The sequence below is a fragment of the Streptomyces sp. NPDC058665 genome (assembly GCF_042714995.1).
In the GTDB taxonomy this organism is placed as follows: Bacteria; Actinomycetota; Actinomycetes; order Streptomycetales; family Streptomycetaceae; genus Streptomyces.
The window spans coordinates 41,144-65,722 of sequence record NZ_JBHXRX010000023.1 but is presented as its reverse complement, the minus strand read 5'-3'; the positions used below and the strand labels follow the sequence as shown (position 1 = coordinate 65,722).

Genomic DNA, 24,579 nt, shown 5'->3' with positions numbered 1-24,579 from the left:
GTTGCCGGCCGGGGCTCAGCGCCGGCGGAACGTCAGCCCGAGACGGGGCAGTGCCCGGCAGCGCAGGAAGTAGGCGAGATGGGTGCGGGGCCACTGGGTGACATTGGCCCCTGAGGGTGCGTGGTAGTAGTTGTTGCATCCTGCCTCCATCGCCGACGCGTGGCGGTCGAACTGTCGGTCCAGCCACCGCACATAGCGCTCCAGCGCGCGCTCCCGGGTGTCCACCGCCTTCCATCCGCGGCGGCGGACCTTACGGATGGCACGGGCGGCCACGTCTGCCTGGCGTTCGAGCTGGGCGATGATGGAGAAGCCGCCGTTGGTGTTGGGGCCGTACAGGATGAAGAAGTTGGGGAAGCCGGGCACGGTCACCCCGAGGAACGCCCGGGGGCGGTCCCCCCACGCCTCCTGGATCTCCCTGCCGTCCGCGCCCGTGACGGTGAAGGACGAGAGGAAACGGGTGGGCTGGAACCCGGTGCTCAGTATGAGGACGTCCACTTCGTCTTCCTCGCCCCGGCTGTCCACCACGCCGGTGGCGGTGATCTCACGTACCGGGTGCGGCACCAGCGTCACATGGTCCCGGTTGAACGCCGGGTAGTAGGTCGAGGCGTAGATCGGCCGTTTGCACCCCCACGGGTAGTCCGGGGTGAGCGCGGCGCGGGTGGCGGGGTCCTGGACGGACGTCTCCAGATACCGCAGGCACAGTTCCCGCATCCGCTTCTGGGCCCGGCCGCCGGCGTCGTACGCGCGGAAGCGCCGCGTCGATTCGTGGAACAGCCGCAGCCGGTAGAGGCGCCGGTACAGCGGGCTGCGCCGGAACCGGGCGCGTTCCGCTTCCGTGAAGGCGCGTTCACCCTTGGGCTCCACCCAGCCGGGTTCGCGCTGGAAGACGTAGAGCCGTGCCGCGCTGTCCGCCACCGCCGGCACGATCTGGACGGCCGTCGATCCGGTGCCCACCACCGCGACGCGCCTGCCCGCCAGTTGGACTTTCTCGTCCCATCGCGCGGTGTGGAAGGAGTCTCCGGTGAAGCCGTCGAGACCGGGCCAGTCCGGGTAGCGGGGCACGTTGAGCAGTCCTACGGCGCTGATGACGAACTGGCACCGGTACCCGGCGCCCCGTGCGGTCCGCACCCGGTGCCGGCCGCTCTCCTCGTCCCAGGTCACCGACTCCACGCGGGTCCCCAGCCGGAGCCGCGCGCGGAGCCCGAAGCGGTCGAGGACCGTCTCGGCGTATCGCTGGAGCTCCGGCTGGGTGGCGTGGGTGCGGGGCCAGTCGTGGTCGGTGAAGGAGAAGGAGTAGGCGTGGGAGGGGATGTCGACCTCGCAGCCTGGATAGCGGTTGTCCCACCAGGTGCCTCCGGGGCCCTCGGACTGTTCGAGGATCACGAAATCCTCGACGCCGGCGCGTATCAGTCTGACGGCGGCGGCGATGCCGCCGAAGCCGCCGCCGATGATGACGACACCGGTGGACTCGGGCTCGGACGCGGACTGTTCGGCACCCATCAGGTCCGCTCCTCTGCCGGCGGGCGGATGGCGTACACGCTCAGTTGGAGGGCGATCAGGGTGTAGAAGCCCACCAGCGTGGTGACTTCGAACAGGCCCGGCGAACCGAGGACGCGGTCCGCCGCGACTGGGGAAGAGGCGGTGTTCCATCCCTGCGCTATTCCAAGGCGAACCAGGCGGAGGGTTCATTCTTCTCTGAATTCAGAGATTCCTGTACTGTCGTTCCATGCTGACCGTCGCCCCCGAGGTCGAGGTGCTGGCTAGGTTCGGCCGTGCGCTTGCCGACCCGATCCGCTGCCGCATTCTGCTCGCCCTGCGCAAGGCCCCTGCCTATCCCTCCGACCTCGCCGAGGAGCTCGGGATCTCCCGAACCCGCTTGTCGAATCACCTCGCGTGTCTGCGGGACTGCGGCCTGGCCGTCGCCGTCCCCGACGGCCGCCGTACTCGCTATGAACTCACCGATGAACGCCTCGGGCATGCGCTGGACGACCTTCGTGCCGCCGTGGTGGCCGTCGAGACCGACCGCACTTGCCCGGACGCCGACGAGAAGGGGTGCTGCTGATGACCGCGATATCCCTCGGCCCGTCGTCGGCCCGTCGCGACACTCTGGCCCGGCGAATACGGCTGCTGGTGGCCGCGACGATCACCTATAACGTGATCGAGGCAGCCGTCGCGCTGACCGCCGGAACGATCGCCTCGTCCACTGCCCTGATCGGCTTCGGGCTCGACTCGATCATCGAGGTGTCCTCCGCCGCCGCGGTCGCCTGGCAGTTCTCCGCCCGTGACCACGCGGTCCGCGAGGCCCGCGAGAAGACAACGCTGCGGATCATCGCCGTCTCCTTCTTCGCCCTCGCCGCGTATGTAGCCGTCGAGTCCGTCCGGGCCCTGGCCGGCAGCGGCGAGGCCAAGCACTCCATGGTCGGGATGGTGCTCGCCGCGCTCTCCCTGGCCGTGATGCCGTTCCTGTCCGCCGCCCAGCGCCGCGCGGGCCGCGAACTCGGCTCCGCCTCCGCAGTCGCGGACTCCAAGCAGACCTTGCTGTGCACGTACTTGTCCGCGGTCCTGCTCGTCGGCCTTCTCGCCAACAGCATCTTCGGCTGGTCCTGGGCCGACCCGATCGCCGCCCTCGTCATCGCGGCGATCGCGGTGAAGGAAGGGCACGACGCCTGGCAGGGCAAGGGCTGCTGCGCGGTGCCGGGCGTCCCGGCCGCCGACCCTGTGAGTGCCGAGAGCGACGGTTGCGGGTGCCGCCCGGGCTGCGACTGCTGCAGCTAGGGCGCGTATCGAGTCGTGATCACTCTGCGGGATTCGGCTTCGAGTCAGGACTTGTTTCAGCAGTTGCTCGGGAAACCGTGGTCTGGTGGCTCTAGCGAAGGATGCCGGGACCGCCACGCTGAACAGTGCCTCACCCGGGCGGGGCACCATCGATCGTTCGCCGTCGGCATGGTGTGTTCAGGCGTGCAGGCGGTCGAGTTCGTCGGCGCGGCGATGATCCTTCGGCCGTCCGATGGCCCGCCGCATTCGGATCAGGTCGTCAAGCGACGCGTAGCGGATCGTGAATCCGGAGGAGTCGTCGGTGCCTTGTGCTCGGGTCAGGCAGTCGGTGACATCAAAGTCGCCCCAGGGCAAGGCAGGCGTGCACAGATCCCCGGCGGCACCGGTCACCTGATATCCCACCTGGGCTCGGTCGAGGTCGGGTAGATCGGTGCAGCCAGCCGCGGCGAGGGCATCTCGCAAGGCTCGGGCCTGCGCAGGTGTGCCGTCCCACAGCAGGTCGAGGTCCCCGGTCAGCTCGGCGGATCCGTGCATGATGCCGGCGACCTGGCCGATGACCATCGCGTGCGAGCCGGCCTCGTGCAGGGCGCGCAGGAAGGGGATCGGGTCAAAACCGAGTGCCCCGTCTGTGGCGAACGTTCCGGTGAGGTCATCAGCGTCCTCCGGTCGGCACCCCGTGGCGGTACGGTCACGAGTGGCCTCTTCGATACGGCGGATGGCCTGACGAAGTCGCACTGCAGCATGCTCGTTCATGTGGCTCATCCAACATGATGACCAGCCCACCTTCGACCGGGTATCAGCCGGCCACGTGCGGCCAACACAGTCTTCGTGACACCTCGCTGGATCAAGGAGCGGTCCGCGTGAGGTCCTTGATCCAGATGATCGAGGCGCGAAGGTGGAGGCCGGCGAGGTAGCTCGCGGGTGTCTTGTCGTAGCGAGTGGCGAAACCTCGCCAGGCCTTCAGCTTGTTGATCAGGCGCTCAACGGTGTTGCGCTCTTTGTACAGGTCAGCGTCGTGGCTGACTGGCCGACCGCCCTTGTGGCCCTTCCTCTTCCGGTTGGCAGCCTGGTCCTTCTTCTCCGGGATGACAGCCTTGATCTGGCGTTTCCGCAGGTAGGCGCGATTGCCTCGGGACGCGTAGGCCTTGTCACCTGCGACCGCGTCGGGTCGGGTGCGAGGACGGCCGACGGGCCCCCGGACACGCACCTTCTCCAGCACGGGGATGAACTGCGGGCTGTCCGCGGCCTGTCCCGCGGTCAGGACGAACGACAGCGGGCGGCACCTGCGGTCGGCGGCGAGGTGAACCTTGCTCGTCAGCCCGCCCCGCGAGCGTCCCAGGAGGGCAGCTTTCAATCGGAGCTTTCGGCGACGCAGGACGCGTCGTCGTACCTCCCGCTCGGGATCCGCTTCGGCAGCCTGCCCGTTTCGCTCCTTGAGGCTGCCCCCTTTGACCTGACCTTCTCTTCCTCGGCAGCTGCTTCCTCAAGGACAGTGATCGCCACTGCCCACCCGTCTTGAACCGCCAGATCACGCCCTCGAACTGCTGTCGCAGCCGCTCGGGGTACGGGCCGTACTCACCGATCGGCAGGTACGGCTCGATGAACTCCCATTCTGCGTCTGCCAGTTGCATTTGAGTCACGCAAGAGGATCTATCGGGTCAGGCCTCGGACTGGGGGCGAATCTCGAAGATTGATCACGACTCGATACGCGCCCTAGGACTTCCGCGCCGGACATGCCCGCAGGCTCACGCCTGCGGGCCGTCGACGTCCTGGACGGCCGCCTCCAAGGCCTGCGCGGCTTCGAGGTATTCCGCCCAGCTGTTTTGGGCGTACTGAGCCCAGGCGTAGGCGGTGTTGGGGTGGATGCCGAAGAGGTCGCTGACCACGATCGGAGGGAGGTCGGTGATCGCTTCCATCAGGGCCGTGTTGCGGGCGCCGATGCCCGGCAGGCTGTGCAGCTTCATGTAGTGGTTGACGGTCTGAGGGCTGCGGGGGCGGCTTGGGGGCCGTCCCGGGAAGAGGAAGCCTGGTGTCCCGGTGTGCGACTGCTGGAGCACGGAGGTGCGGCAGGCGGGGCTCGTGATCTGTCGTTCGATGAGGACCGCGAGCCGGGGTGGGAGGAGGACGGGGTGCTTGCTGATCTCAGGTAGGCGTCGTCGCCGTCCCGGTGGAAGCGGTCGGTCGTGAGGTCGACGATCCGGGTGGTGGGGAGGGCGTAGAGGCAGGTCAGGGCACCGATGATGCGGGCTTCCAAGGGGAGGGTGTCGTCGTTGAGACAACGGCGGAGTTGTTGGTTGAGTTCGTCGGTGTCGAGGAAACGGGAGGGCAGGCCGTACTTCTTCGTCGAGATGGTGACCTTGCTGGTGAGGCGGCGAGCGACGGCCCAGCGGATGAACGGCTTGAGGTTTCGGCGCCGGGTGGGGTTGGTGGTCAGCCAGAGGTCGAGGTCTTCCTGGCTGAGGTTGGCGAGCGTGATCGAGTTGTCGTCGAGCCAGGTCATGAACGTGATTGCGGCGCGGATGTTTCGCCGGTCGCTTGATGCAGAAGCGAGGGTGTAGCGGCCCTTGTCAGCGCGGCGCCGGGCGGAGCGAAGGACGCCCCATTCGGCGAACGGGCGGACGATGCGGGCGTGATGAGGGGGAAGGTCGGCGAGTCTGGCTTTGAGCCAGAGCTGGGTGCGAGCGAAGTGCTCTGCCCGTGTGGGTAGGGCGCCTGCTGCGACGAGCAGTTCTCGGATGTAGAGGGTTCGCGAGTCCTGCGGCAGTTCGTCGAGGAGTTCGTGGGTGATCTCTTGTTGGCGTGCGGCGAGGCCGGCCAGCATGCGGGCTGCGTCGCTGCGGCGTATCCAGCCGAGGACAGACCAGGGGTGGTTGGCGGTGCTGAGTTGTTCTGCGAGGGGCTGGAGCTGGGGGTGGACAGTGCCGTCCTCGTTGCTGAGGAGCTGGCGGACCCGGTCCTTGGCAACGCAGTGTGCGCAGGCGCCGTCGGCGTAGATGGCGCCGGGGTTACCGCAGCGAGGGCAGGTGTAGTCGATCCCGGTGCCGGAGCACGGACCGCAGATGTTCTGTCCGTCTTCGGTTCGTCCGACGAGCGCGCGGAGGACTCCACACTGAGCGCACGGGGCAGGTTGGCGCCTTCGGCGCGTGTAGCACGTGGCGCAGAGCGGGCCAACGGGCCAGCGGACCTTGACCGGCCTGGTCTCGCCGCAGTCGGCGCAAGGCAGCCACGGTCGCTCGCGGCAGGAGGTGCAGTAGAACTCGCCCTCGCGGCGGGTGAATCCGTGCCGGACCTGGCCGCACTGTACGCAGGTCCGCTTCGGCCCGCGGTAGCAGTCTCCGCAGATCACGGGCTCGCCATCGGACTTGCGGGAGATCCTGATCGGCTTGATCTGCTGGCAGGCGTCACAGAGCGTGGGCGGGGAGAGGCGGCAGGGAGCGCAGACCGGGCCGTCGTCGGTGATGGCGTTCGCCGGCCGCAGTTCCCCGCAGTGGATGCACTCGTGTTTCGGCTTCGGGTAGCAGCGCAGGCAAAGGAACGTGCCGTCTTCGCGGCGGAGGGCGGGCGGGCGCTTGCGGCCGCAGTCGGCGCAGTCCTTCAGGAACAACGGGTCTGTGCGGTAACAGCGGCGGCAGACGGGCCCGTCCTCGCGCTTGGCGACGATGAGGCCGTTCTGGCCGCAGCGTGCGCAGGGCCGAAGCTCCGTCCGCGCGACGCACCAGTCGCAGCAGCGGCCTTCCTCGGTGATCCGGGGCAGGCGAAGGCCGGTGCGGTGGCAGCGTGCGCAGGCCAGCTGGGTGACGGCGTCGCCGTGCCCGGTGGCTTCGAGGTGCTGGAGGAGCCGGACCACATGGACAGGACAGTGTGGCGAGGGCTCGGTGAGGGCGTTCGGGTGCTCGGTGAAGTAGTCGTCCAGGGCCCGTGCCGGAGCGGGATTCCATGCCTTCGCTTTCTCCAACGCCGCCTGGGCGTCCTCGACTGTCAGCGCAGGGCCTGCCACCCGCTGAAGGTAGGCGATCATGCGAGCGCGGGCCTGAGCGAGCTCGCGCTGCCGGCGTATTGCGGCTGGTTTCACGATTGCCCTGGGCGGCGGATCACGGTGCGGCGGGGCTTGTCCGGCAGCGGGCCGGTGTCCCCGTCGGCGGTCTTGCGGAGCTGGACGTTGACGACTTCGGGCTTGATCAGGTCGTTAGGGGTGCACTGCAGGATGTCGCAGAGCGCAACGAGGGTGTCCATGCTCATGCGCTGCGGCGGCTGGGTCACCAGCCGGTAGACCTGCTCGCGCGACAGGGTGACACCGCGTTCCGCCAGCAAGGGGACCAGGTCGGAGGTCTGGAACATCTGACGCTCGGCCATCAGCTGCCGAAGCTGCCACTGGTAGCCCATCTTCTTGATCACGAGTTCACGTCCCAGTCGTCGCCCAGTCGGTTCTTCATGGATGCTGCCAGCAGCGTGTTGCGGTACTCGTCCGAGACCCCCATGTAAATGGCCGTGGTTGATGCGTGGGAGTGACCAACCTGTTCCTGGACGAAGCGGGCGGGATAGCCGAACTCGGTCAGATGTGTGATGTAGCTGTGCCGAAGGCAGTGCAGGTCGAGGTCCTCGTCGAGACCGGCGTCCTCGCGGGCCGTCACGAACGCCTCGTTGATCGACCGCGGCGACAGCCGCCCGACCCGTTCGGTCACCCAGAGCGCGGGGTGACGTCCGGGCGAGAAGTGCGGGCGGATCTCGGTCACCCACTCGTCCAGGACGTCGACCGCCCAGTCCATCTCCGGGACCATCAGCACCGTGCGGCGCTTGGGCGGTGCCCCCTTCGAGGCTTTGCCGAAGCGGACCATCATGGTGCCGTAGCGGCGGAACTGCGGAGCTTTGCGACTGCGCCGCAGGTCGACCAGATCGACCTTGGACGACTCGGTCCGACGGGTGCCGTACGCGTAGATGGTCTTGAGGGCGGCGGCGTCCCGCAAGGCGGTCAGGGCGCCCTTGCGACCCTGGCCCCGAACCTTGGCCGGCCGGGCGTCGGCGGCGTCGAAGAGGGCTTGGACCTCGTCGTAGTCCAGTGGACGCCGTCGCGGATCGCCTTCGTACTCGACCGTGTGCAGAACCGAGTTGCCCTCGTGGAAGACCTGCTGCGGGGCTTCGCCGAACCTCTCCAGGCAGATGTCGATCCAGCCGTAGCGGGTGTCGAGCAGGTACTCCTGGAACAGCTCGATCGTCACCTCGTACGTACGGGCCGTCGACAGTTGGATCGGATTCTTCCCGCTTCGCAGGTGAGCGATGAAGGCCTCACCCTCCGCGGGTGACCACTGCCAGGGATACAGGCCGGTGAACTCCTCCAGCCGCTCGATCATGCGCAGCCGCGGATCGATCGTCGACGACTTCAGGAACCGGGCCGACTGCTGCCGGGCCCAGCCCTCACTCATCGCGGTGAAGACGGCCGGAGCCGGGTCGATGTGTATGACGTTGCGGGCCAGCACAAGACGCGCCGAACCAGGAGCCTGAGTAACCACAACCGCTGTTGTATCAGATGCATCATTGTTGAGTCTGCCTGCTAGGGTGCAGGTCAGCGACCAGAGACCCTCTGGTCGCTGACGCGGCACCGCGCCAGCAGCCTGCATAAACGGCCGTGTCAGCGTCGCGAGGAGTGTTGCATCAGATGCAATTCATCCTGCTTCGCGTAGTCGGCGTCGTCCAGGCCGCCGGTCTCCAGCAGTTTCCTGGCCACCTCGACAGCGGTCCGTTCGCGGGTGTCGGTGGTCTCGGGCACTTGTCCCGCGCAGAGCGTCCCGGTCTCCGCCTCGTTCAGTCCCGCCCGGACGGCGGCCAGCCGGTGGGCGTACAGCTCGAAGGGGCTCGCGTGGTGCTGTGCCACGGTCAGGATGACGGCCTCCCGGCAGCGGGCCGGCAGGGTCATGTCGTAGCTGATCGCCGCTCCGAGCTTCTCCAGCCCCGCCCCGAGCCGGGGCTGGAGAAGCCATGCCCGGGTGGGCCCGTTCAGCAGCCCGCGGTCGTCGAGGAGCGGGAACGCCGGCGGGCGCTCGGCACGCCGTCCGAGTGCGATCTCGTCGTGCAGGCTGCGCTGTTCGGCGGTGGGCGGTCCCGGCAGCGCCACGTCGAGCCGGCTCATCGGGCCGGCTCCGGGTCGTCCGGCATCGGGTACTCGTCCGCGTTGAGCACCCAGCCCGGCATCAGGGAGAAGTCCCTGCGGGGCGGGGCGAAGAGGTCGATGAGGTGGTTGGTCTCCTTGCCCACGGCCTGGCTGGTGTGCACGACGGGCGGGGGTATCACCGTGAGGGACGGCGCGCCGCAGTGCTCGTGGTCGTCCTCCCGCCACTGCCCCAGGTCGGTGGTCCACGGCCAGCGCAGATGGTGGACGAACTCACCGTCGATGATCAGCGAGCACTGCTCGAAGTCGTCGTGGGAGTGGGGCGACATCTTGGTGGTGTCACGGGGGCCGGAGCGCGGCCGGGGGGCGTTCACCATGAAGGAGGAGCAGCGGAAGATACGGAACGGCGGGTTCTCCAGACCGGGGACGTCCAGCCGGTAGGTGCGGACGCGGTACCCGCCAACGGGCTCCGGCCAGGGGATCAGCGGTGCCACGTGGGGATGCGGCTGCTCGTACGAGTCGGCGTTGGCGGCTCTGGCGGCCAGTGCCTCGGACCGGGTGGTGGCGATCGTGACGGCCCGGCCGGTGCCGCGCAGGGTGAGGGTGGCGGGGCCCGGGGGCATGAAGGTGAGGGTGTGCCCGGAGACCTCCGTGCTCTCGCCGCCCGACTCGATCGTGGCGCCGACCGTGTCCTCGGGCAGGAGCAGGGCGTGCTCGTCGGGGCCGCCGGGGTGTTCGACGACGGTCTCGCCGGTGACCTGGGTGTAGCCGGTCACCAGATGCTGGCTGCGGGCGTACCAGGTGCGGGCGTTGTCGTCCCGGGTGGTCGGCGGCACTTCGTAGAACCGTACGTAGTCGGCCTCGGCGGCCTGTCGGGGGCTGTCGGTTCCGGTGCTCGGGCTTGCGGTCGGGGCGGTTCGCAGCGCCGACCGGGCGTCGCCGGGGTGGTAGACCATGAGTGTCCTCTCAGGACCGGGTTTCCGGGCGGTGTGTCTGGCTGCGGACCTGCCGGCAGAGCTGGACGGCGGCGTCGCCGAAGATGTGGGCGTCGTTGCTGACCATCACGTAGGAGAAGCCCTGTTCGGCGGCGCGGGCGGCGGCCGGGGCGTCCCGCACTGCGGTCCCGCAGGGAACACCGCGGGCGGCGGCCGATCGCAGGAGTTCGCCGGTGAGGCGCGCCAGGAGCGGATCGCCGGGGGGCAGTCCGCTGGAGAGCGTGAGGTCGCCGGTGCCGAGGAAGACCGCGTTCAGCCCGGGGGTGTCGAGAATGGCCTCGGCGTTCTCCAGTGCGGACAGGTCCTCCAACTGCGGGATGCGCAGGGTCTCCTCGTCCCCGCGCCGCAGGTAGTCGGCGGTGGTGTCCAGTCCCCAGGTCCCGGCACGGGAGGTGGTGCCGAGTCCCCGTGTCCCACGGGGTGGGAAGAGCATGGAACCGACCGCTTCGGCGGCCTGTTCGGCGCTGCTCACATGGGGGACGAGGATGCCGTCGACCCCCATGTCGAGGACCCGTTGTATATGACTGCCGCCGCGGTCGGGGACGCGTACGAGCACCCGCGTGCCGAGGCCGTGGGCGACGGTCGTCGTCCGGTAGGCGGCCTCCAGTGTCATCGGGCTGTGCTCCATGTCCACCACGACGAAGTCGTAGCCCGCGTGGGCCAGCAGTTCGACGGTCTCCAGGGCGGGGATCTTGATCCAGGTGCCGATCAGTGGCGGGCCGGCCGATTCGCCGAGTCTTTCGAGCATGCGCATGGACCGCGCTCCTTCGTGAGTGAGGGGCGGCTGCCTACCCGTCGCGACGACAGTGCGTTGCGCGATACGGGATGCGCATCCTGGTATGCAGAATGCAGTGAAGCTAGGATCCGTCGCGCTCCACTGTCAAGGGGTTGATATGCGCCAAAGAAACATTCTCGAAAACTGGCAGACGCATTGACAGCGAGGGACAGGGGCGCTTTAAAGTCCGCTGTACCGCATAGTCGAACATCGAAACCACAATGCGGAACAACTTCGAAGGAGACCTTGATGGCCTCTGCGCAGCGGGAGTCCTCCACCACCGGGATCGAGTCCTCCACCGGGGACATCCAGGTGATCGCGCGCGCCGTTCAGGTCCTCAGACTGCTCAGCGGGAGCGAGACCATCGACCTCGCCACCGCCGCGCAGGAACTGGGGGTCGGGAAGTCAACCGCCCATCGCTATCTGGCGTCCATGGAGAACCACGGACTGCTCCAGCGCCGCGATCGCACCTCGTACGAGTTCGGCGCCCTGCTGGCCGAGCTGGGGACCACTGCCCTCTCCCGGCTGGGGGTGATCGACCTCGCCCGCCCGATCATGGAAGAGATCAGCGTCCATGTGCGGCACACAGTAGTCCTGGGGATCTGGAACGGCCATGCCCCCGTCGTGGCCCAGGTCTGCGAGGACTCCGGCCGTACCGCCCACGTGTCGATCCGGGTGGGCAGTGTGCTGCGCCGTACCACGGCCCAGTCCGTGGTCTTCCGGGCCTTCCGCGACGAGTCCTTCCACCGCTTCCGGCCCGGCGCCCAACTGGCGGACGCCACCGAGGACGAGCTCGCGGAGGTGCGCCGTACCGGTATCGCAGTCCGCGCCAGCGTCGACGAGGGAGTACGGGCTGTGGCGACCCCGGTGCGGGACGCCAACGGACTGGTGGTGGCGACGCTCGCGGTGGTCGGGATCTCGCAGTTCGTTCCGGAGCGCAACGACAGTCCTGTCGCGAAGGCCCTGCTGACCGGCGCCGCGACGATCCAACGAGAGATGAGAAACCCGCTCGCACACGACGTGGCGACCGGCTAGTACCGGCGCGGTCCTCCGGCCCCGGCCGGCGGACCGCGCGGGATCCCCGTGACCACGGTCTGCTCCAACGGGTGTGGGACACAACGGTTGTCCCACACGAGAAAGGCTAGAGCCGCGTCAGGCAACGTTTGCCCTGTCGACGACGGCGCGTAAGCGCCGGTCGTCGGCGTGGCGGTTTCGCCAGATGATGTAGCGGCGGATCATGCTGCTCTGCTCCTTGTGGGTGGCGTGGTCGGTGCCGTCGAGGGTGAAGTAGCGCAGGGCGGTGAACTGGGCCTCGATACGGTTCATCCAGGAGCTGTTGGTCGGGGTGTAGGCGATCTCGGCGTTGTCGCGGCGGCCCAGTTGCCGACGCGCTGGCACTTCTTCGTGGTGAGGTGCGGGGAGAAGTTGTCGCAGACGATCGCGATCCGCACTGATGGCGGGTAGAGGCTGCGCAGGTAGCGGCAGAACTCCAGGAACTGAGTGCGCTTCTTGATCGGCTTGATGTGGCCGTAGATCTTGTCCTTGGCCAGGTCGTAGGCGGCGAAGAGGTGGCGTACTCCGTCGTAGCGGTTGCAGGTCGCCCGCCGTCTGCGGCGTGGTTCACGGTCGGGGTCTTTGTGCTTGCCGCTGCGTTCGGCCCACTGCTTCCCGGGGTGGGGCATCAGGTTGAGGGGTCCGAACTCGTCCATGCAGAAGATGACTTCGGGCTCGCCGTCCTCGGGTATGACCTCGCCGTCGGCGATCGCGTAGAGGTGCTCGACCCGTGCCTTCTTGGCCGCGTAGTCGGGGTCGCGGGAGGTCTTCCAGGTCTTCAGGCGTTGAAAGGAGACGCCTTCCTCGCGGAGCAGGATGCGCAGGCCCTCGTGGCTGATGTCGTCGACCACCCCCTCGGCAACCAGGAAGTCCGCCAGTTTGGTCAGGCTCCAGGTCGAGAACGGCAGGTCATGTTCGGTCGGCTTGGACTTGGCGATCTTCTTGATCTCACGCCGCTCGGGCTGCGTGAAGGTCTTCGGCCGACCGCCGGAGTACTTCGGATACAGGGAGGCAAAGCCGTCGGCGTTGAAGTTGTGGATCACATCCCGTACCCGGTCGTCGCTGGTGAACGACACCTCGGCGATGTCCGCCACCGGCATACCCTGCGCGGACAGCAGCACCATCTGGGCCCGCCGCCAGGTCACTACCGACCTGGTGCCCCTGCGGATGATCCGCAGCAGCCGCCGACCCTCGTCATCATCGATCTCGCGTACACGTACTCGTTCCGCCACCCGGACAGGATGACGATCATGCGCCGCCCGGCACAGCCACCCGGACTTCGCAGTTCGCCGGTCACCGCCACCCTCCACTACTCGGTGATACCGTATAGCGGTAGTCGGTAGTACCGAGTACCGATAGAGCTGAGGAGGACTCGCGATGGACGACCTGACGGAGATGCTGAAGGGCACGCTCGAAGGGTGCGTGCTCGAAATCATCGACAGTGAGGAAACCTACGGGTACGCCATCACCCGTCAGCTCAACGAGTTCGGCTTCGCCGACGTCACCGAGGGGACGGTGTACACGATCTTGCTGCGCTTGGAGCGGAACGGACTCGTCCAGGTGACAAAGCGACCGTCCGGGGTCGGTCCGCCGCGCAAGTTCTACGCGCTCAACGACGCCGGACGTGAGGAACTCGCGAAGTTCTGGGCGAAATGGCAGTACGTGTCATCACGCATCAACAAGCTCAAGGAGGGCGGGAGATGAACTTCTGGGCGACCATCACAGGCAGTGATCTCACCAGGGAATGGAAGTCGTTCGCAGCCCGGGCCGAGGCCCTGCCGGACGACTACCGAGCGGCGTGGGGACAGATCATCGCCCACCTCTTCCCTTATGGGGACTTCACCGGCCGCAATCTGATGCCGATCCTCGACTCGGCCCTGGGGCTGCTCGAAGTGGCAGCGGCGGACGGGCAGAGCGTCCACGAGGTGTTCGGCGACGACATCCGAGGCTTTTGCACGGCGCTGGCCGGTGGCGAAGGGGCTCGGACCTATCGCGACCGGTGGCGCGAACAGTTGAACAGGAACGTCGCAAGGAAACTGAGCCGGCTGGGAGGCTGACGTGGGCATCCAGGACATCATCGAAGGCAAGAAGCAGTGGCGGGCGCACATCGCTCGGGTCAAGGCGCTCCCGCCGGACTACCAGATCGTCTACAAGGAGATGCAGAAGTACCTGTTCAAGGTCGGACCGATCGACATGCTGGACGGGCCCCTGCTCCCCGGGATCGTCGACTTCTTCGAAGAGGGCGCCGCCTCGGACAAGGGAGTTCTGCAACTCATCGGCAACGACGTCGCCGCGTTCTGCGACGACCTGGTCAAGGACTCACAGACCTTCGCGGACGTCTACCAGGAGTCCATCAGAGGGGAACCCGGCACGGCCGAGCAGTAGCACCCGTCGCCTCATGCCTGTGGGCATAGCCCACAGACGCAGTTCGTTCACCTCGGAGCAGCGGGAACAAGCGCGGGCCGACCGGCCACCAGAAGCCGCCGCAGATCCTGTCCACCGAGGTGGTCGAGCCCGCCGGTGAAACCTGGCTCAGCCCCGCCAACACCAGCAACGCCCCCGGCGAGCAGGTCTCCGGCGACGGGCCGCTCGACACCGTTCCCCAAGACGACACGACTGACGCCAGCACGCCCCGCGAACTCCAGGGCAAAGGTTGCCGGATGCGGCACTAGATCATGAGGACACGCTATTTCCTCGCGCTGGTCACGGCGGGAACCCTGACACTCACGGCCTGCGGCTCCGGCAGTGGATCCGACGACGGCCGGACGCTGACCTGGGCCAGCACCGGAGGGCAGTTCCAGGAGGACGAGAAGACAGCCCTCCAAAAACCGTTCACCGCGGCAACCGACACCGCTTTCCAGAACGTCAGCCCCGCCGATCCCGCGCAGGTCCGCGCCATGGTGAAGTCGGGGCGGACCATCTGGGACCTGGCCAACATGAGCTGGATCTACGCGGGCGCCTACTGCGGCACGTTGTACGAGAAGCTCGACCATCCCGATCTCGACCGGGACCTCTTCCCCAAGGGCACCACCGGCGACTGCTTCGTCCCCACCTACCGGTTCGCCAATGTCTTCAGCTACAACGAGGACCTCTTCCCGGGCAAGAAGCCAAGCACGATCAAGGACTTCTTCGATACCAAGGGGTTCCCCGGCAAGCGCATCGTCTTCGACTACCCGAAGAACGGACTGCTGGAAGCCGCGCTGGTCAGCGATGGCGTCAAGCCCGATGAGCTCTACCCGCTCGACGTGGACCGCGCGTTCCGCAAGCTGGACACCATCAAGAGCCGGCTGATCTTCGCCCCGAGCTACGGGGCGGTCCAGCAGATGCTCGTCGACAAGCAGGCGAGCATGGTCATCACCGTCACCGCCCGCGCCATAGCCGCCGCCGACAGCGGGGCCAACCTGAAGGCGGTCTGGGACTTCAACACCACCGACATCGGTGCGCTCGTCATCCCCAAGGGCTCCCCCCGGAGCAAGCTGGCGCAGGACGCCATCGCGTTCGCCGTCGAACCGGAGCAGGCCAAGGAGTACGCCAAGCTCACCGGCACCGCCCCGGCCCGCGTCGACATCGACATCAACTCCGTCGACTACTCCGACCGCCAGAAGTCCTTCAACGCCTTCCTGCCCGACCGGGGCCGGCTGACCGAGCAGAGCAAGGAGTGGTGGATCGAGCACACGGACGAGGTGCTTGAGCGCTGGACCGAATGGAAGGTCGGCTGACCCCCATGACGACCCGAGTCACCCCGCGCCCGGCCCCGCCCACGCGGCGTCTCGCGCGGGGGACCCCCGGGCGGGAACGCGCCTCCGGGCTGCTGCTCCTGCTGCCCGCGCTCATCGCCCTGACGCTGCTGTTCGTACTGCCGCTGCTGAACGTCGCGTTCCAGAGCGTCACCGAGCCCGACACCGGACTCGGCAACTACGCCAGGCTCTTCACCGACGGCTACACCCTGGGCGTGCTCGGGCGGACCCTGCTGGTGGCGCTGGTGGTGGCGGTCGTCGGACTCGTCATCGCCTACCCCTACGCCTACGCCATGACGCTGGTCGGCCCCGCCGCGCGGGCGCTCATGGTGACGCTGGTCCTCGTCCCGTTCTGGACGAGCATGCTGGCCCGTAACTACGCCTGGCTGGTGCTGATGCAGGACGGTGGCGTGGTGCAGCGTCTGCTGCGGCCCTTCGGTCTCGGCGACGTCACCCTGCTGGGCAGCACCACAGGCGTGGCGGTGTCCATGACCCAGGTGATGCTGCCCTTCCTGGTGCTTCCGATGTACAGCGCGATGCAGCACATCGACCGGCGGCTGCTGGACGCCGGCCAGAGCCTGGGCGCCAGTCGCGCACGGGCCTTCCGGAAGATCTATCTGCCGCTGTCCATGCCCGGGGTGGTCGCGGGCACCTCCCTGGTCTTCGTACTCGCCCTCGGCTTCTACGTCACACCGGCGCTGCTCGGCTCGCCGCAGAACGCCATGATCGCGCAGATCATCAATGTGCGGACCCGGGACCAACTCGACTTCGGCGGCGCCGGCGCGATGGGGATCTTCGTCCTCGTCGTCACCCTCGTCGTCCTCGGCCTCGCCCGCCGGCTCACCGGCAACCAGGCGTCACTCGCCGGGCACGGCGTGGCCGGTGCGGGCCGGCCTGCCGACGGACGCGGGACCGGAATGCGGCCCTGGCTCAAGATCTACACAGGGCTGGCGGCCGTCGTCCTGGCGACGCCCACCCTGGTGGTGATCCCGATGAGCTTCTCCTCGGGCACCACGTTCCGCTTCCCGCCCGACGGCTGGTCGCTGCGCTGGTACGAGAACCTCGCCACCTCGCCCGCCTGGACCGAAGCGATCGTCAACTCGCTCCAGGTCGCGCTGGTCACCACCGTCGCGGCCACCACGCTCGGCACGGCGGCGGCACTGGGCCTCGCCCGGCTCGGCCCGCGCGTCCGGGGCGCGCTCACCGCACTGCTGCTCTCCCCGCTGATCGTGCCCAACATCCTCGTCGCCCTCGTGGTCTTCGCCGCCTTCCTGCGGCTGGGCCTCAACGGCACCCTCGCCGGCATCATGCTCGCGCACACCGCCATGGCACTCCCCTATGTCGTCATCGCCGTCACCGCCCGGCTGCAGGGTATGGACCCACGGCTGCGCAGCGCCGGGGCGAGCCTGGGCGCCGGACCCTTCTCGGTGTTCCGCCGGATCACTCTCCCGCTGGCGCTGCCGGGCATCCTGTCCGGCGCGGTGCTGGCGTTCGTCACCTCACTGGACGAGGTCGTCGTCGCCCTGTTCCTCCAGGCTCCCGGCGCCTTCACCCTCCCGGTCCAGATGTTCAACAGCGTGACCATCCAGATCGACCCCACCATCTCGGCCGCCTCCACCGTGATGGTCCTCCTGGTCAGCATCCCGATCCTGCTCGCCCAGATAGCGGGCGTACGCCGCGGAAAGGCGGGCAAACGGTGAAGTTCCCCGATTTCGGCAAGACAGCCAAGGCTCCGTACGAGCCGGGCGGCGGCGAGCCCGCCGCCGCTACCCTCGCGCCCGGTGCAGCCGAGCCCCGTACACCCGAGCCCGGTACCCCCGAGCCGGGCCTCTCCACCGCGGGCGGCCGGATCGAACTCGTCGGGCTGACCAAGCAGTACGGCTCCGGCGGCAACGCCGTGGACGACGTCAGCCTCGACATCGCCCCGGGCGAGTTCATCACCCTGCTGGGACCGAGCGGTTCGGGCAAGACCACCACCCTCAACATGATCGCCGGCTTCACCAGACCGACCGAAGGCAGCATCCTGCTCAACGGCCGCGACGTGTCGGCGCTCCCCCCGCACCGGCGGAACTTCGGCATGGTCTTCCAGAACTACGCCCTCTTCCCACATCTGACGGTCGCTCAGAACATCGCCTTCCCGCTGCGCGAACGCAAGGTGGGCAAGGAGGAGACGGCCCGGCGGGTGGCCGAGGTCATCGAACTCACCGACCTGGGCGGTCTGGAGACCCGCCGCCCGGACAGACTGTCCGGAGGACAGCAGCAGCGCGTCGCGCTCGCCCGTGCCGTGGTGTTCTCCCCCAGTGTCCTGCTGCTCGACGAACCGCTCAGCGCGCTGGACCGCAAACTGCGCCAGTCGCTCCAGCGCGAGATCAAGCGCCTGCACGACGAACTGCGGCTCACCTTCGTCTTCGTCACGCACGACCAGGACGAGGCGATGACGCTGTCGGACCGCATCGCGGTCTTCCACGAGGGACGCCTGGAACGGGTCGGTACCCCTGCCGCCCTCTACCGGGAGCCGGGAACGCACTTCGTCGCGCAGTTCCTCGGCGAGTCCAATCTCTTCGCCGGGACCTACGAAGCCGGCGTCTACCGGTGGCAGGACCAGAACTGGCGGGCCCCGGACCCGCCCGCCGCGCCCGCGGCCTCTCTCCAACTCGTCGTCCGGCCCGAACTCCTGGGAGTCACCCCCAAACCCGATGACGTCCCGACCGGCCGCAACACCGCGGAGGCGCACGTCGCCGACGTGTCGTTCTACGGCACTTACGAACGCGTCGAGCTGACCTACGGCGACGGGACATCCGGCTGCGCCGTGCGGCCGGCGGGCGCCACACCCGAGGTCCGGGCGGGCGACACCGTCATCGCCCACTGGCGGCCGGAGGACCAGGTCCTCGTCAGGCCCTGAGCTTTACCCAAGGAGTTCCCACGAGCACCAAGGAGTTCCCATGAGCACACCGAACGATCTGCTGGGCCCCGGGCTCGACGGCGACCGGCTGACACCCGACGACGAGGCGGACGCGCTGCTGCGCGGCGCCGTCGACCTGCACCAGCACCCGGGCCCCAGCCCTTTCCCCCGGCGCATGACCATTCTCGACGCCGCCCGCGACGCTGACTCCCTCGGCTTCCGGGCCATCGTCGCCAAGTCCCATCACCACAGCATGGTCACCGACATCCTGGCCCTGCGGCCCGAGGGACTCGCCGGTCTCGGTGTCCAGGTCTTCGGCGGCATCGCGCTGAACCGCACCGTGGGCGGTCTCAACCCCTACGCCGTGGAGCTGGCGCTGCGGATGGGCGGACGGATGGTGTGGTTTCCCACGCTCTCCTCGGCCGCTCATATCGACCACCACCGTGAGCACGACACCGGCTTTCCCACCAGCGAGGTCGAGTTGCGGCCCAACGAGGTCATCCGGATCACGGACGGCGAGGGCACCGTACTCCCCGAGGTGCGCGACATCCTCGATGTCATCGCCGGTGAGGACGCCGTGCTGACGTGCGGTCACCTCGGCGTCGACGAGGCGCACATACTCATCGACGCCGCCCAACAGGCGGGAGTACGGCGCATCGTGGTCAACCACCCCTGCTTCGTGGTCGGAGCCCCCGTCGAACAGGCCGCGGAGTGGGCACGCCGGGGCGTCTTCATCGAACACTGCGCGGTGATGTACTTCGGGCGCCCGGAACGCCGCCGCGACCTCGGCGAACTGCTCGCCTTCATCCGGGCCGCGGGCCCGGAGCAGACCGTGCTGTCGTCCGACTCCGGCCAGAAGGTGAACCCCCTGCCCGTCACTCTCTACCGCCGGGCGGTCCGCGCCCTCCTCGACGCGGGCGTGCCCGAAGCCGACATCGTCCGGATGACGGGCGGCAACGCGGCCGGGCCGCTGTTCCCGTGAACGGCCCCCCGACAGCGCGGACTTCGGCCGATTCGGTCTACGAGGTACTGGCTCTGCGCTACGGAACCAGAACCGGCTCCCGCGCGGAGATCTACCTCAACCACGCCGTCTACGGCGAGCCCGACAGCCCGCTGGACATGGACTACTACGTCTGGGTGGCACGCAACCGCCACCGCACCGTCGTCATCGACACCGGATTCGGCCCGGCGGCCGGAGCGCGACGTCTGCGCACCGCACTGGCTTCCCCCGTCGAGGCGCTGCGCCGGTTCGGCGTCCGGCCAGAGCAGGGCCCGCTGGTCGTCATCACCCACGCGCACTACGACCACATCGGCAATCTCTCGGCCTTCGACAAGTCGGAAGTCGTCATCGCGCGGGCGGAGTTCGACTTCTGGACCGGCCCGTACGCGCGGCGTGCCCAGTTCGCGCACTCCGCCGAACCCGAGGAGACGGCGCATCTGGCGGAGATCCACCGGCAGGGCCGTACCACCCTGGTGGACCACCGCGCGACCGTCGCTCCGGGGATCGAGGTGCTGGTCGTCGGCGGGCACACACCGGGCCAGTCGGTGGTCCTGGTCGACACTCCCGGAGGCCAGGCCGTTCTCGCGTCGGACTCCCTCCACTACTACGAAGAACTGGAGCGGGACCGGCCGTTCGCCTTCGTCGCGGACCTGCCCGCCATGTACCGCGGCTTCGATCTGCTCGCGGAACTCTCCTCGGGACCGGGCAAGGTCCTCGTTCCCGGCCATGACCCCGAGGTCGCCAGGCGGTTCATCGCCGTACGCGGCGCGGAAGGTCTCGCGTACCGCATCGCCTGACCGGCGCCCCCGCTCGTCCACATCACCGCGGCGGCACACGGCGGCTCTCTCCCAACTCATCAGAAAGGCAGGCACTGTCATGCTCTCCAGCCCACCGGAAGGCGGCCCCCCGCGGGCCGGAGCGGCGCCGCCAGGCCCGCTGAGCGGAAAGGTCGCGGTCGTGACCGGCGGCGGCAGCGGCATCGGTGCCGCGAGTGCCCGGCGGCTGTCCCACGACGGCGCCCGCGTCGTCGTGGTGGACCGCGACGCCGCCGGCGCCGAGAAGGTCGCCCGGGAACTGCCGGGCGAGGCAGTGGCGGTGACCGCCGACGTCTCCGAGGAAGCGGGGGTGGAACGCTACGTCAGGACCGCCGTCGAGCGGTTCGGCGGTATCGACCTGCACCACCTGAACGCCGGTGTCGTCGGCTCCCTCGAACCACTGCCGGATCTGTCCGCAGACGACTTCGACCAGGTGATCGCCGTGAATCTGCGCGGCCCCTTCCTGGGCCTGCGTGCCGCGTTCCGGCGCTACCGGGAACAGGGCACGGGCGGTTCCGTCGTCATCACCGGTTCCATCGCCGGGCTGCGCGGCAGCGACGACCTCCTGCCGTACCAGGCGTCGAAGTACGGCGTCCGGGGGCTGGTGGAGGGCGGCGCCGTCTACGGCGCCCCGCGGGGTGTCCGCGTCAACTCCGTCGCGCCGGGACTCGTACCGTCCGGCCTGTTCGCCGCGGCCTCCGGTCCGGGAGCGGGCGGCGACATGGAACGGCGCGCCCGCACCACCCCGATGCGCCGGGTCGGCACCCCGGAAGAGATCGCGGCGGTGGTGGCGTTCCTGCTCGGCGACGAGGCCGCCTTCGTGACGGGCACCACGGTGTCGGCGGACGGCGGGGCCGGCGTGGTCAACACGGTGCGCCCCTCCGGCGGAGCCGGCGCCTGGACCCCGGCGGTCCCGCGATGACGGGGGCCGAACCGGCCGGGCGGGTGGTCGGTTTCATCGGACTGGGCAACATGGGCGGCCGGATCGCCCGGCGCATCACCGACGGCGGCGAGGTGGTTCTGGGCCATGACCGCGATCCCGCACGGGCCGCGGCGGCCGGCGCGACACCGGTGGCCTCGGTGGCGGACGTGACGCGCCGCGCCGACGTACTGCTGCTGTCCCTGCCGGACTCCACCGTCGTGGAGGCGGTGGTCGAGGGCGCCGACGGCATCCTCGCCCACGGCAGACCGGGGCAGATCGTGGTCGATCTCAGCACGGCCGCGCCCGCCTCCACCATCCGTCTGCACCGGGCACTCGCCGAACGCGGTGTCACCTATCTCGACGCGGGAGTCTCGGGCGGCGCCGCCGCCGCGGAGCGCGGCACCCTCACCGTGACGGCCGGCGGGCCCCAGCGGCTGCTGGACGAACTGGCCTGGCTCTTCGGTCTGTTCGCGTCCCAGGTGTTCTCCATGGGGACGCCCGGCTCCGGACACTCGGCGAAGCTGCTGAACAACTTCCTCAACGCCTCCGCGCTCGCCGCCACCGCCGAGGTCATGGTCGCCGGGCGCAAGGCCGGACTGGACCTGGCGAAGCTGCTCGACGTCCTGAACGCGGGCAGCGGTGTCAACTTCGCGACCCTGAACCGCTTTCCGCACATCATCCGCGACGACTACCTCGAAGGCGGCCTCACCAGCGACCTGATGATGAAGGACGTCGTGCTCTACGTCGAACATCTGCGGCAGCTCGGCGTCCCCACGCTCAACGCGTCAGGCCCACTGGCCTCGTTCGGTCTGGCCGCCGGACTCGGCTACGGACAACGGATCAGCAACCGGGTGACCGACGCCATCGGCGACCTGGCCGGCGGCGTACGGCTGTACGACACGGACAGGGGCGCGGACACGGGCGCAGGCTCAGGCGCGGTGACCGGCATCGGTACGGACGCGGAGGAGACCGCATGATCATCGTCAGCGGCCGGGTGACCGGCGCCCCGTCCGAACGGCGCGAAAGCACCTTCGACGGCACGGTCTGGACCGACCCCGTGCTGCCCACGACCGACGGGACCACCATCAACCAGGTCTTCTTAGCGCCCCGTTCACGCACGCACTGGCACCGGCACGAGCGCGGTCAGATCCTCCACATCACCGCGGGCCACGGCTGGATCGGCACGACGGACGACGAGCCCCGGCCGCTGGAGACGGGCGACACCGTCTGGATACCGCCCGGTGAGACCCACTGGCACGGCGCCGGGCCCGACAGCTTTCTGCTGCATCTCGCGATCTCGCTGGGCACCACCGAGTGGCTGGCCCCGGTCACCGACACCTTGTACGGCCCCGGCGGGCGGACACCGAAGGAGAGCACCCGATGAGTCAGCACAACCAGCGGTACGAAGAGGGCCTGCGCATACGAAGAGAGGTGATGGGCGCCGCCCACGTCGAACGCTCGATGGCCGCGGCCGGCGAATTCACCCTGCCGGTACAGGAGATGGTCACCGAGTTCTGCTGGGGCGGGCTCTGGAGCCGCGAAGGGCTGGACCGCAAGACCCGCAGCATGCTCAACCTGGTCATCCTGGCCGCACTCAACCGTAATCACGAACTCGCCGCGCATGTGCGCGGTGCCGTGACCAACGGCTGCACGGAGACCGAGATCCGCGAAAGCCTGCTGCACACCGTCATCTACTGCGGTGCCCCTGCCGGGCTGGAAGCGTTCCGCGTCGCCGACAGCGTCCTGGAGGAACTCCGTGACCGGCCCTGAGCCCGCGGCGGTGATCGGTTTCCTCGGTCTGGGAAGCATGGGCGCCCCGATGGCCGGCCGCCTCGCCGCCGCCGGTCACCAGGTGCGCGGATACGACACCGCCCCCGGCACCCGCGCCCGGCTCGCCGACGGTAAGCACGGTGTCGAGGTGGTGGACAGCGCCGAGCAGGCGGTACGGGGCGCCGATACCGTCGTACTGATGCTGCCCGACTCCACCGCCGTGGACCGCGCCCTGCTCGGCGACGGCCTGATCAGCCGGCTGGAGCCAGGCACTCTCGTCATCGACATGGGCTCGTCCGAACCGGCCCGGACCCGGGAACTGGCCGCGTCGGCCACCGGACACGGGGTGAGCCTGATGGACGCCCCGGTCTCCGGCGGGGTCCTCGGCGCCCGGCAGGGCACGCTCACCATCATGGCGGGCGGCACCGAGGAGCAACTGGCGCAGGCCGGGCCACTGCTCGACGTGCTCGGTTCCAAGGTGACGCACGTCGGTCCGGCCGGCGCGGGGCACGCGCTCAAATCCCTCAACAACCTGATGTCCGCGACCCATTTGCTGATCACTTCCGAAGCGCTGCTGACCGGCGCGGCCTTCGGACTGGACCCCGCGACCATGCTGGAGGCGGTGAACGGCTCCAGCGGGCGCAGCGGCTCCACCGAGGTCAAATGGCCGCGGTTCGTCCTCGGCCGCGGCTTCGACTCGGGCTTCGCGCTGCGGCTGATGCTCAAGGACATGCGCACGGCCACCGGTCTCGCCGCGGCCACCGGCACCCCGTCCGTCCTCGGCGAAGCCGCCGTGGCCCTGTGGGAACGCGCCGCCGGCCGACTGCCCATCGACGCCGACCACACCGAGATCGTGCGCTGGCTGGAGGAGTCGCGGGAGAGCGCCGAGCAGGAGGCTCACGACAACGCCGAGGCGGATGAACTACGACGACCCGCGAACGTATCGACGGAAGGCGGCCCTTCATGACGCTCACCACTCGCCAGCAGCAGGTCAAGGACGATTTCCGCAGGATACGTGGGACCTGGGGCCCGGCCTGGGAGAGCATTCTGCGGCTCGATCCCGATTTCCTCGAAGCCTATCTGCGGTTTTCCGCCGTCCCCTGGCGCAGCGACCATCTCCCGCCGAAGGTCAAGGAGTTCATCTACATCGCGGTGGACGCCGCTGCCACCCACCTCTACGAGCCCGGCATCCGCCAGCACGTGCGGGCCGCCATCGCCCACGGCGCGACCGCCGAGGAACTCGTCGAGGTGCTGGAGCTGACCAGCACGCTCGGTATCCACGCCACCAACATCGGTGTCCCGCTGCTGCTGGAGGTCCTCACCGAGGAGGGACTGCGCACCGGGCCGGCGCCGTTGGACGAACGGCGCCGCCGGCTCCGCGATGACTTCACCGAACGGCGCGGCTATTGGCACGAGTTCTGGGACGGCCTGCTGGAGGTGGACCCCGAACTGTTCGAGGCGTACCTGGGATTCTCCTCCGTCCCGTGGGACAAGGGAGTACTGGAACCGAAGGTGAAGGAGCTGATCTACGTCGCCTTCGACGCCTCCGCCACCCATCTGTACGCCCCCGGGCTGAAGCTCCATCTGCGCAACGCCGTACGGCACGGTGCGACCACCGGGGAAATCATGGAGGTGCTGGAGATCGCGAGCGTGATCGGCATCCACACCGCGACCGTGGCCGCGCCCATCGTGGAGGAGGAACTGCGCGCCGCCCACGAGTGAACAACGGGGC

Annotated in this window: 26 protein-coding genes and 2 pseudogenes; 17 read left to right on the top strand and 11 right to left on the bottom strand. The window is 68.7% G+C overall.

Annotated features, from left to right (window positions below; all coding sequences use genetic code 11):
- Positions 1 to 15: 15 nt before the first annotated feature.
- On the bottom strand, positions 16 to 1,500 hold the full coding sequence (locus tag ACFWV8_RS17195; RefSeq protein ID WP_384202201.1) for a flavin-containing monooxygenase: 1,485 nt from the start codon (positions 1,498 to 1,500) through the stop codon (positions 16 to 18).
- 226 nt (positions 1,501 to 1,726) lie between these two features.
- On the opposite strand from ACFWV8_RS17195, the gene ACFWV8_RS17190 reads away from it, so the two are divergent.
- Together ACFWV8_RS17190 and ACFWV8_RS17185 are read left to right on the top strand one after the other, a co-directional pair.
- The gene (locus tag ACFWV8_RS17190) at positions 1,727 to 2,062 is read left to right on the top strand and encodes an ArsR/SmtB family transcription factor (RefSeq protein WP_384202198.1); all 336 of its coding nucleotides are present in this window, start codon (positions 1,727 to 1,729) and stop codon (positions 2,060 to 2,062) included.
- Positions 2,062 to 2,775 (top strand): cation transporter, encoded by a 714-nt coding sequence (locus ACFWV8_RS17185; protein WP_384202195.1) that lies wholly within the window; start codon positions 2,062 to 2,064, stop codon positions 2,773 to 2,775. The genes ACFWV8_RS17190 and ACFWV8_RS17185 overlap by 1 nt, the downstream gene beginning before the upstream one ends.
- 177 nt (positions 2,776 to 2,952) lie before the next feature.
- Here the strand turns inward: ACFWV8_RS17185 and ACFWV8_RS17180 are convergent, their stop codons facing one another.
- From ACFWV8_RS17180 to ACFWV8_RS17140, 9 genes and pseudogenes are all read right to left on the bottom strand, one after another.
- On the bottom strand, positions 2,953 to 3,528 hold the full coding sequence (locus ACFWV8_RS17180; protein WP_384202192.1) for a hypothetical protein: 576 nt from the start codon (positions 3,526 to 3,528) through the stop codon (positions 2,953 to 2,955).
- 91 nt (positions 3,529 to 3,619) lie between these two features.
- A pseudogene (locus ACFWV8_RS17175) lies at positions 3,620 to 4,415 on the bottom strand (IS5 family transposase).
- A gap of 105 nt (positions 4,416 to 4,520) precedes the next feature.
- Positions 4,521 to 4,739 carry a hypothetical protein gene (locus ACFWV8_RS17170; RefSeq protein WP_384202189.1) on the bottom strand — a complete coding sequence of 73 codons (219 nt, stop codon included), beginning with the start codon at positions 4,737 to 4,739 and terminating at the stop codon, positions 4,521 to 4,523.
- On the bottom strand, positions 4,736 to 6,772 hold the full coding sequence (locus ACFWV8_RS17165; RefSeq protein ID WP_384202186.1) for an XRE family transcriptional regulator: 2,037 nt from the start codon (positions 6,770 to 6,772) through the stop codon (positions 4,736 to 4,738). Before ACFWV8_RS17165 ends, ACFWV8_RS17170 begins: the two co-directional genes overlap by 4 nt.
- Before the next feature lie 71 nt (positions 6,773 to 6,843).
- Positions 6,844 to 7,170 (bottom strand): helix-turn-helix domain-containing protein, encoded by a 327-nt coding sequence (locus tag ACFWV8_RS17160; protein ID WP_384202184.1) that lies wholly within the window; start codon positions 7,168 to 7,170, stop codon positions 6,844 to 6,846.
- Positions 7,167 to 8,195 (bottom strand): tyrosine-type recombinase/integrase, encoded by a 1,029-nt coding sequence (locus tag ACFWV8_RS17155; RefSeq protein WP_384202338.1) that lies wholly within the window; start codon positions 8,193 to 8,195, stop codon positions 7,167 to 7,169. Before ACFWV8_RS17155 ends, ACFWV8_RS17160 begins: the two co-directional genes overlap by 4 nt.
- 206 nt (positions 8,196 to 8,401) lie before the next feature.
- Positions 8,402 to 8,899, bottom strand: coding sequence for a carboxymuconolactone decarboxylase family protein (locus ACFWV8_RS17150; protein ID WP_384202181.1), 498 nt, complete (start codon positions 8,897 to 8,899; stop codon positions 8,402 to 8,404).
- Complete coding sequence (locus ACFWV8_RS17145; RefSeq protein WP_384202179.1) at positions 8,896 to 9,834, bottom strand: hypothetical protein; 939 nt, start codon at positions 9,832 to 9,834, stop codon at positions 8,896 to 8,898. Before ACFWV8_RS17145 ends, ACFWV8_RS17150 begins: the two co-directional genes overlap by 4 nt.
- Positions 9,835 to 9,844: 10 nt before the next feature.
- Positions 9,845 to 10,627 carry an HpcH/HpaI aldolase/citrate lyase family protein gene (locus ACFWV8_RS17140; RefSeq protein WP_384202176.1) on the bottom strand — a complete coding sequence of 261 codons (783 nt, stop codon included), beginning with the start codon at positions 10,625 to 10,627 and terminating at the stop codon, positions 9,845 to 9,847.
- 270 nt (positions 10,628 to 10,897) lie between these two features.
- On the opposite strand from ACFWV8_RS17140, the gene ACFWV8_RS17135 reads away from it, so the two are divergent.
- The gene (locus ACFWV8_RS17135; RefSeq protein WP_384202173.1) at positions 10,898 to 11,683 is read left to right on the top strand and encodes an IclR family transcriptional regulator; all 786 of its coding nucleotides are present in this window, start codon (positions 10,898 to 10,900) and stop codon (positions 11,681 to 11,683) included.
- A 117-nt stretch (positions 11,684 to 11,800) separates the two neighbouring features.
- Here ACFWV8_RS17135 and ACFWV8_RS17130 read toward each other — a convergent pair.
- Positions 11,801 to 12,933: pseudogene (locus tag ACFWV8_RS17130) on the bottom strand (IS630 family transposase).
- 145 nt (positions 12,934 to 13,078) lie between these two features.
- Between ACFWV8_RS17130 and ACFWV8_RS17125 the strand changes: the two are divergent.
- The 14 genes from ACFWV8_RS17125 to ACFWV8_RS17060 all read left to right on the top strand — a co-directional run bounded on the left by ACFWV8_RS17125 (position 13,079) and on the right by ACFWV8_RS17060 (position 24,569).
- Positions 13,079 to 13,405 carry a PadR family transcriptional regulator gene (locus ACFWV8_RS17125; protein WP_384202170.1) on the top strand — a complete coding sequence of 109 codons (327 nt, stop codon included), beginning with the start codon at positions 13,079 to 13,081 and terminating at the stop codon, positions 13,403 to 13,405.
- Entirely contained in the window at positions 13,402 to 13,758 is a 357-nt protein-coding gene (locus tag ACFWV8_RS17120; protein ID WP_384202168.1) for a DUF1048 domain-containing protein, read from the top strand. The genes ACFWV8_RS17125 and ACFWV8_RS17120 overlap by 4 nt, the downstream gene beginning before the upstream one ends.
- 1 nt (position 13,759) lies before the next feature.
- The gene (locus ACFWV8_RS17115; RefSeq protein ID WP_384202165.1) at positions 13,760 to 14,086 is read left to right on the top strand and encodes a DUF1048 domain-containing protein; all 327 of its coding nucleotides are present in this window, start codon (positions 13,760 to 13,762) and stop codon (positions 14,084 to 14,086) included.
- A gap of 290 nt (positions 14,087 to 14,376) precedes the next feature.
- Positions 14,377 to 15,420 (top strand): extracellular solute-binding protein, encoded by a 1,044-nt coding sequence (locus ACFWV8_RS17110; RefSeq protein WP_384202163.1) that lies wholly within the window; start codon positions 14,377 to 14,379, stop codon positions 15,418 to 15,420.
- Positions 15,421 to 15,425: 5 nt separating this feature from the next.
- Positions 15,426 to 17,138 (top strand): ABC transporter permease subunit, encoded by a 1,713-nt coding sequence (locus tag ACFWV8_RS17105; RefSeq protein ID WP_384202160.1) that lies wholly within the window; start codon positions 15,426 to 15,428, stop codon positions 17,136 to 17,138.
- Complete coding sequence (locus ACFWV8_RS17100) at positions 17,135 to 18,340, top strand: ABC transporter ATP-binding protein (protein WP_384202157.1); 1,206 nt, start codon at positions 17,135 to 17,137, stop codon at positions 18,338 to 18,340. Before ACFWV8_RS17105 ends, ACFWV8_RS17100 begins: the two co-directional genes overlap by 4 nt.
- 40 nt (positions 18,341 to 18,380) lie before the next feature.
- Positions 18,381 to 19,322, top strand: coding sequence for a DUF6282 family protein (locus ACFWV8_RS17095; RefSeq protein ID WP_384202154.1), 942 nt, complete (start codon positions 18,381 to 18,383; stop codon positions 19,320 to 19,322).
- Positions 19,319 to 20,137 (top strand): N-acyl homoserine lactonase family protein, encoded by an 819-nt coding sequence (locus tag ACFWV8_RS17090; RefSeq protein WP_384202151.1) that lies wholly within the window; start codon positions 19,319 to 19,321, stop codon positions 20,135 to 20,137. The genes ACFWV8_RS17095 and ACFWV8_RS17090 overlap by 4 nt, the downstream gene beginning before the upstream one ends.
- A gap of 79 nt (positions 20,138 to 20,216) precedes the next feature.
- The gene (locus tag ACFWV8_RS17085; protein WP_384202148.1) at positions 20,217 to 21,077 is read left to right on the top strand and encodes an SDR family NAD(P)-dependent oxidoreductase; all 861 of its coding nucleotides are present in this window, start codon (positions 20,217 to 20,219) and stop codon (positions 21,075 to 21,077) included.
- Positions 21,074 to 22,054: an NAD(P)-dependent oxidoreductase gene (locus tag ACFWV8_RS17080; RefSeq protein WP_384202145.1), complete on the top strand. Its 981-nt coding sequence runs from the start codon at positions 21,074 to 21,076 to the stop codon at positions 22,052 to 22,054. The genes ACFWV8_RS17085 and ACFWV8_RS17080 overlap by 4 nt, the downstream gene beginning before the upstream one ends.
- Positions 22,051 to 22,461, top strand: coding sequence for a cupin domain-containing protein (locus ACFWV8_RS17075; RefSeq protein ID WP_384202142.1), 411 nt, complete (start codon positions 22,051 to 22,053; stop codon positions 22,459 to 22,461). The genes ACFWV8_RS17080 and ACFWV8_RS17075 overlap by 4 nt, the downstream gene beginning before the upstream one ends.
- Positions 22,458 to 22,847: a carboxymuconolactone decarboxylase family protein gene (locus tag ACFWV8_RS17070; RefSeq protein WP_384202139.1), complete on the top strand. Its 390-nt coding sequence runs from the start codon at positions 22,458 to 22,460 to the stop codon at positions 22,845 to 22,847. Before ACFWV8_RS17075 ends, ACFWV8_RS17070 begins: the two co-directional genes overlap by 4 nt.
- Positions 22,834 to 23,814: an NAD(P)-dependent oxidoreductase gene (locus ACFWV8_RS17065; protein ID WP_384202137.1), complete on the top strand. Its 981-nt coding sequence runs from the start codon at positions 22,834 to 22,836 to the stop codon at positions 23,812 to 23,814. Before ACFWV8_RS17070 ends, ACFWV8_RS17065 begins: the two co-directional genes overlap by 14 nt.
- Complete coding sequence (locus tag ACFWV8_RS17060) at positions 23,811 to 24,569, top strand: carboxymuconolactone decarboxylase family protein (protein ID WP_384202135.1); 759 nt, start codon at positions 23,811 to 23,813, stop codon at positions 24,567 to 24,569. The genes ACFWV8_RS17065 and ACFWV8_RS17060 overlap by 4 nt, the downstream gene beginning before the upstream one ends.
- Positions 24,570 to 24,579 lie beyond the last annotated feature (10 nt).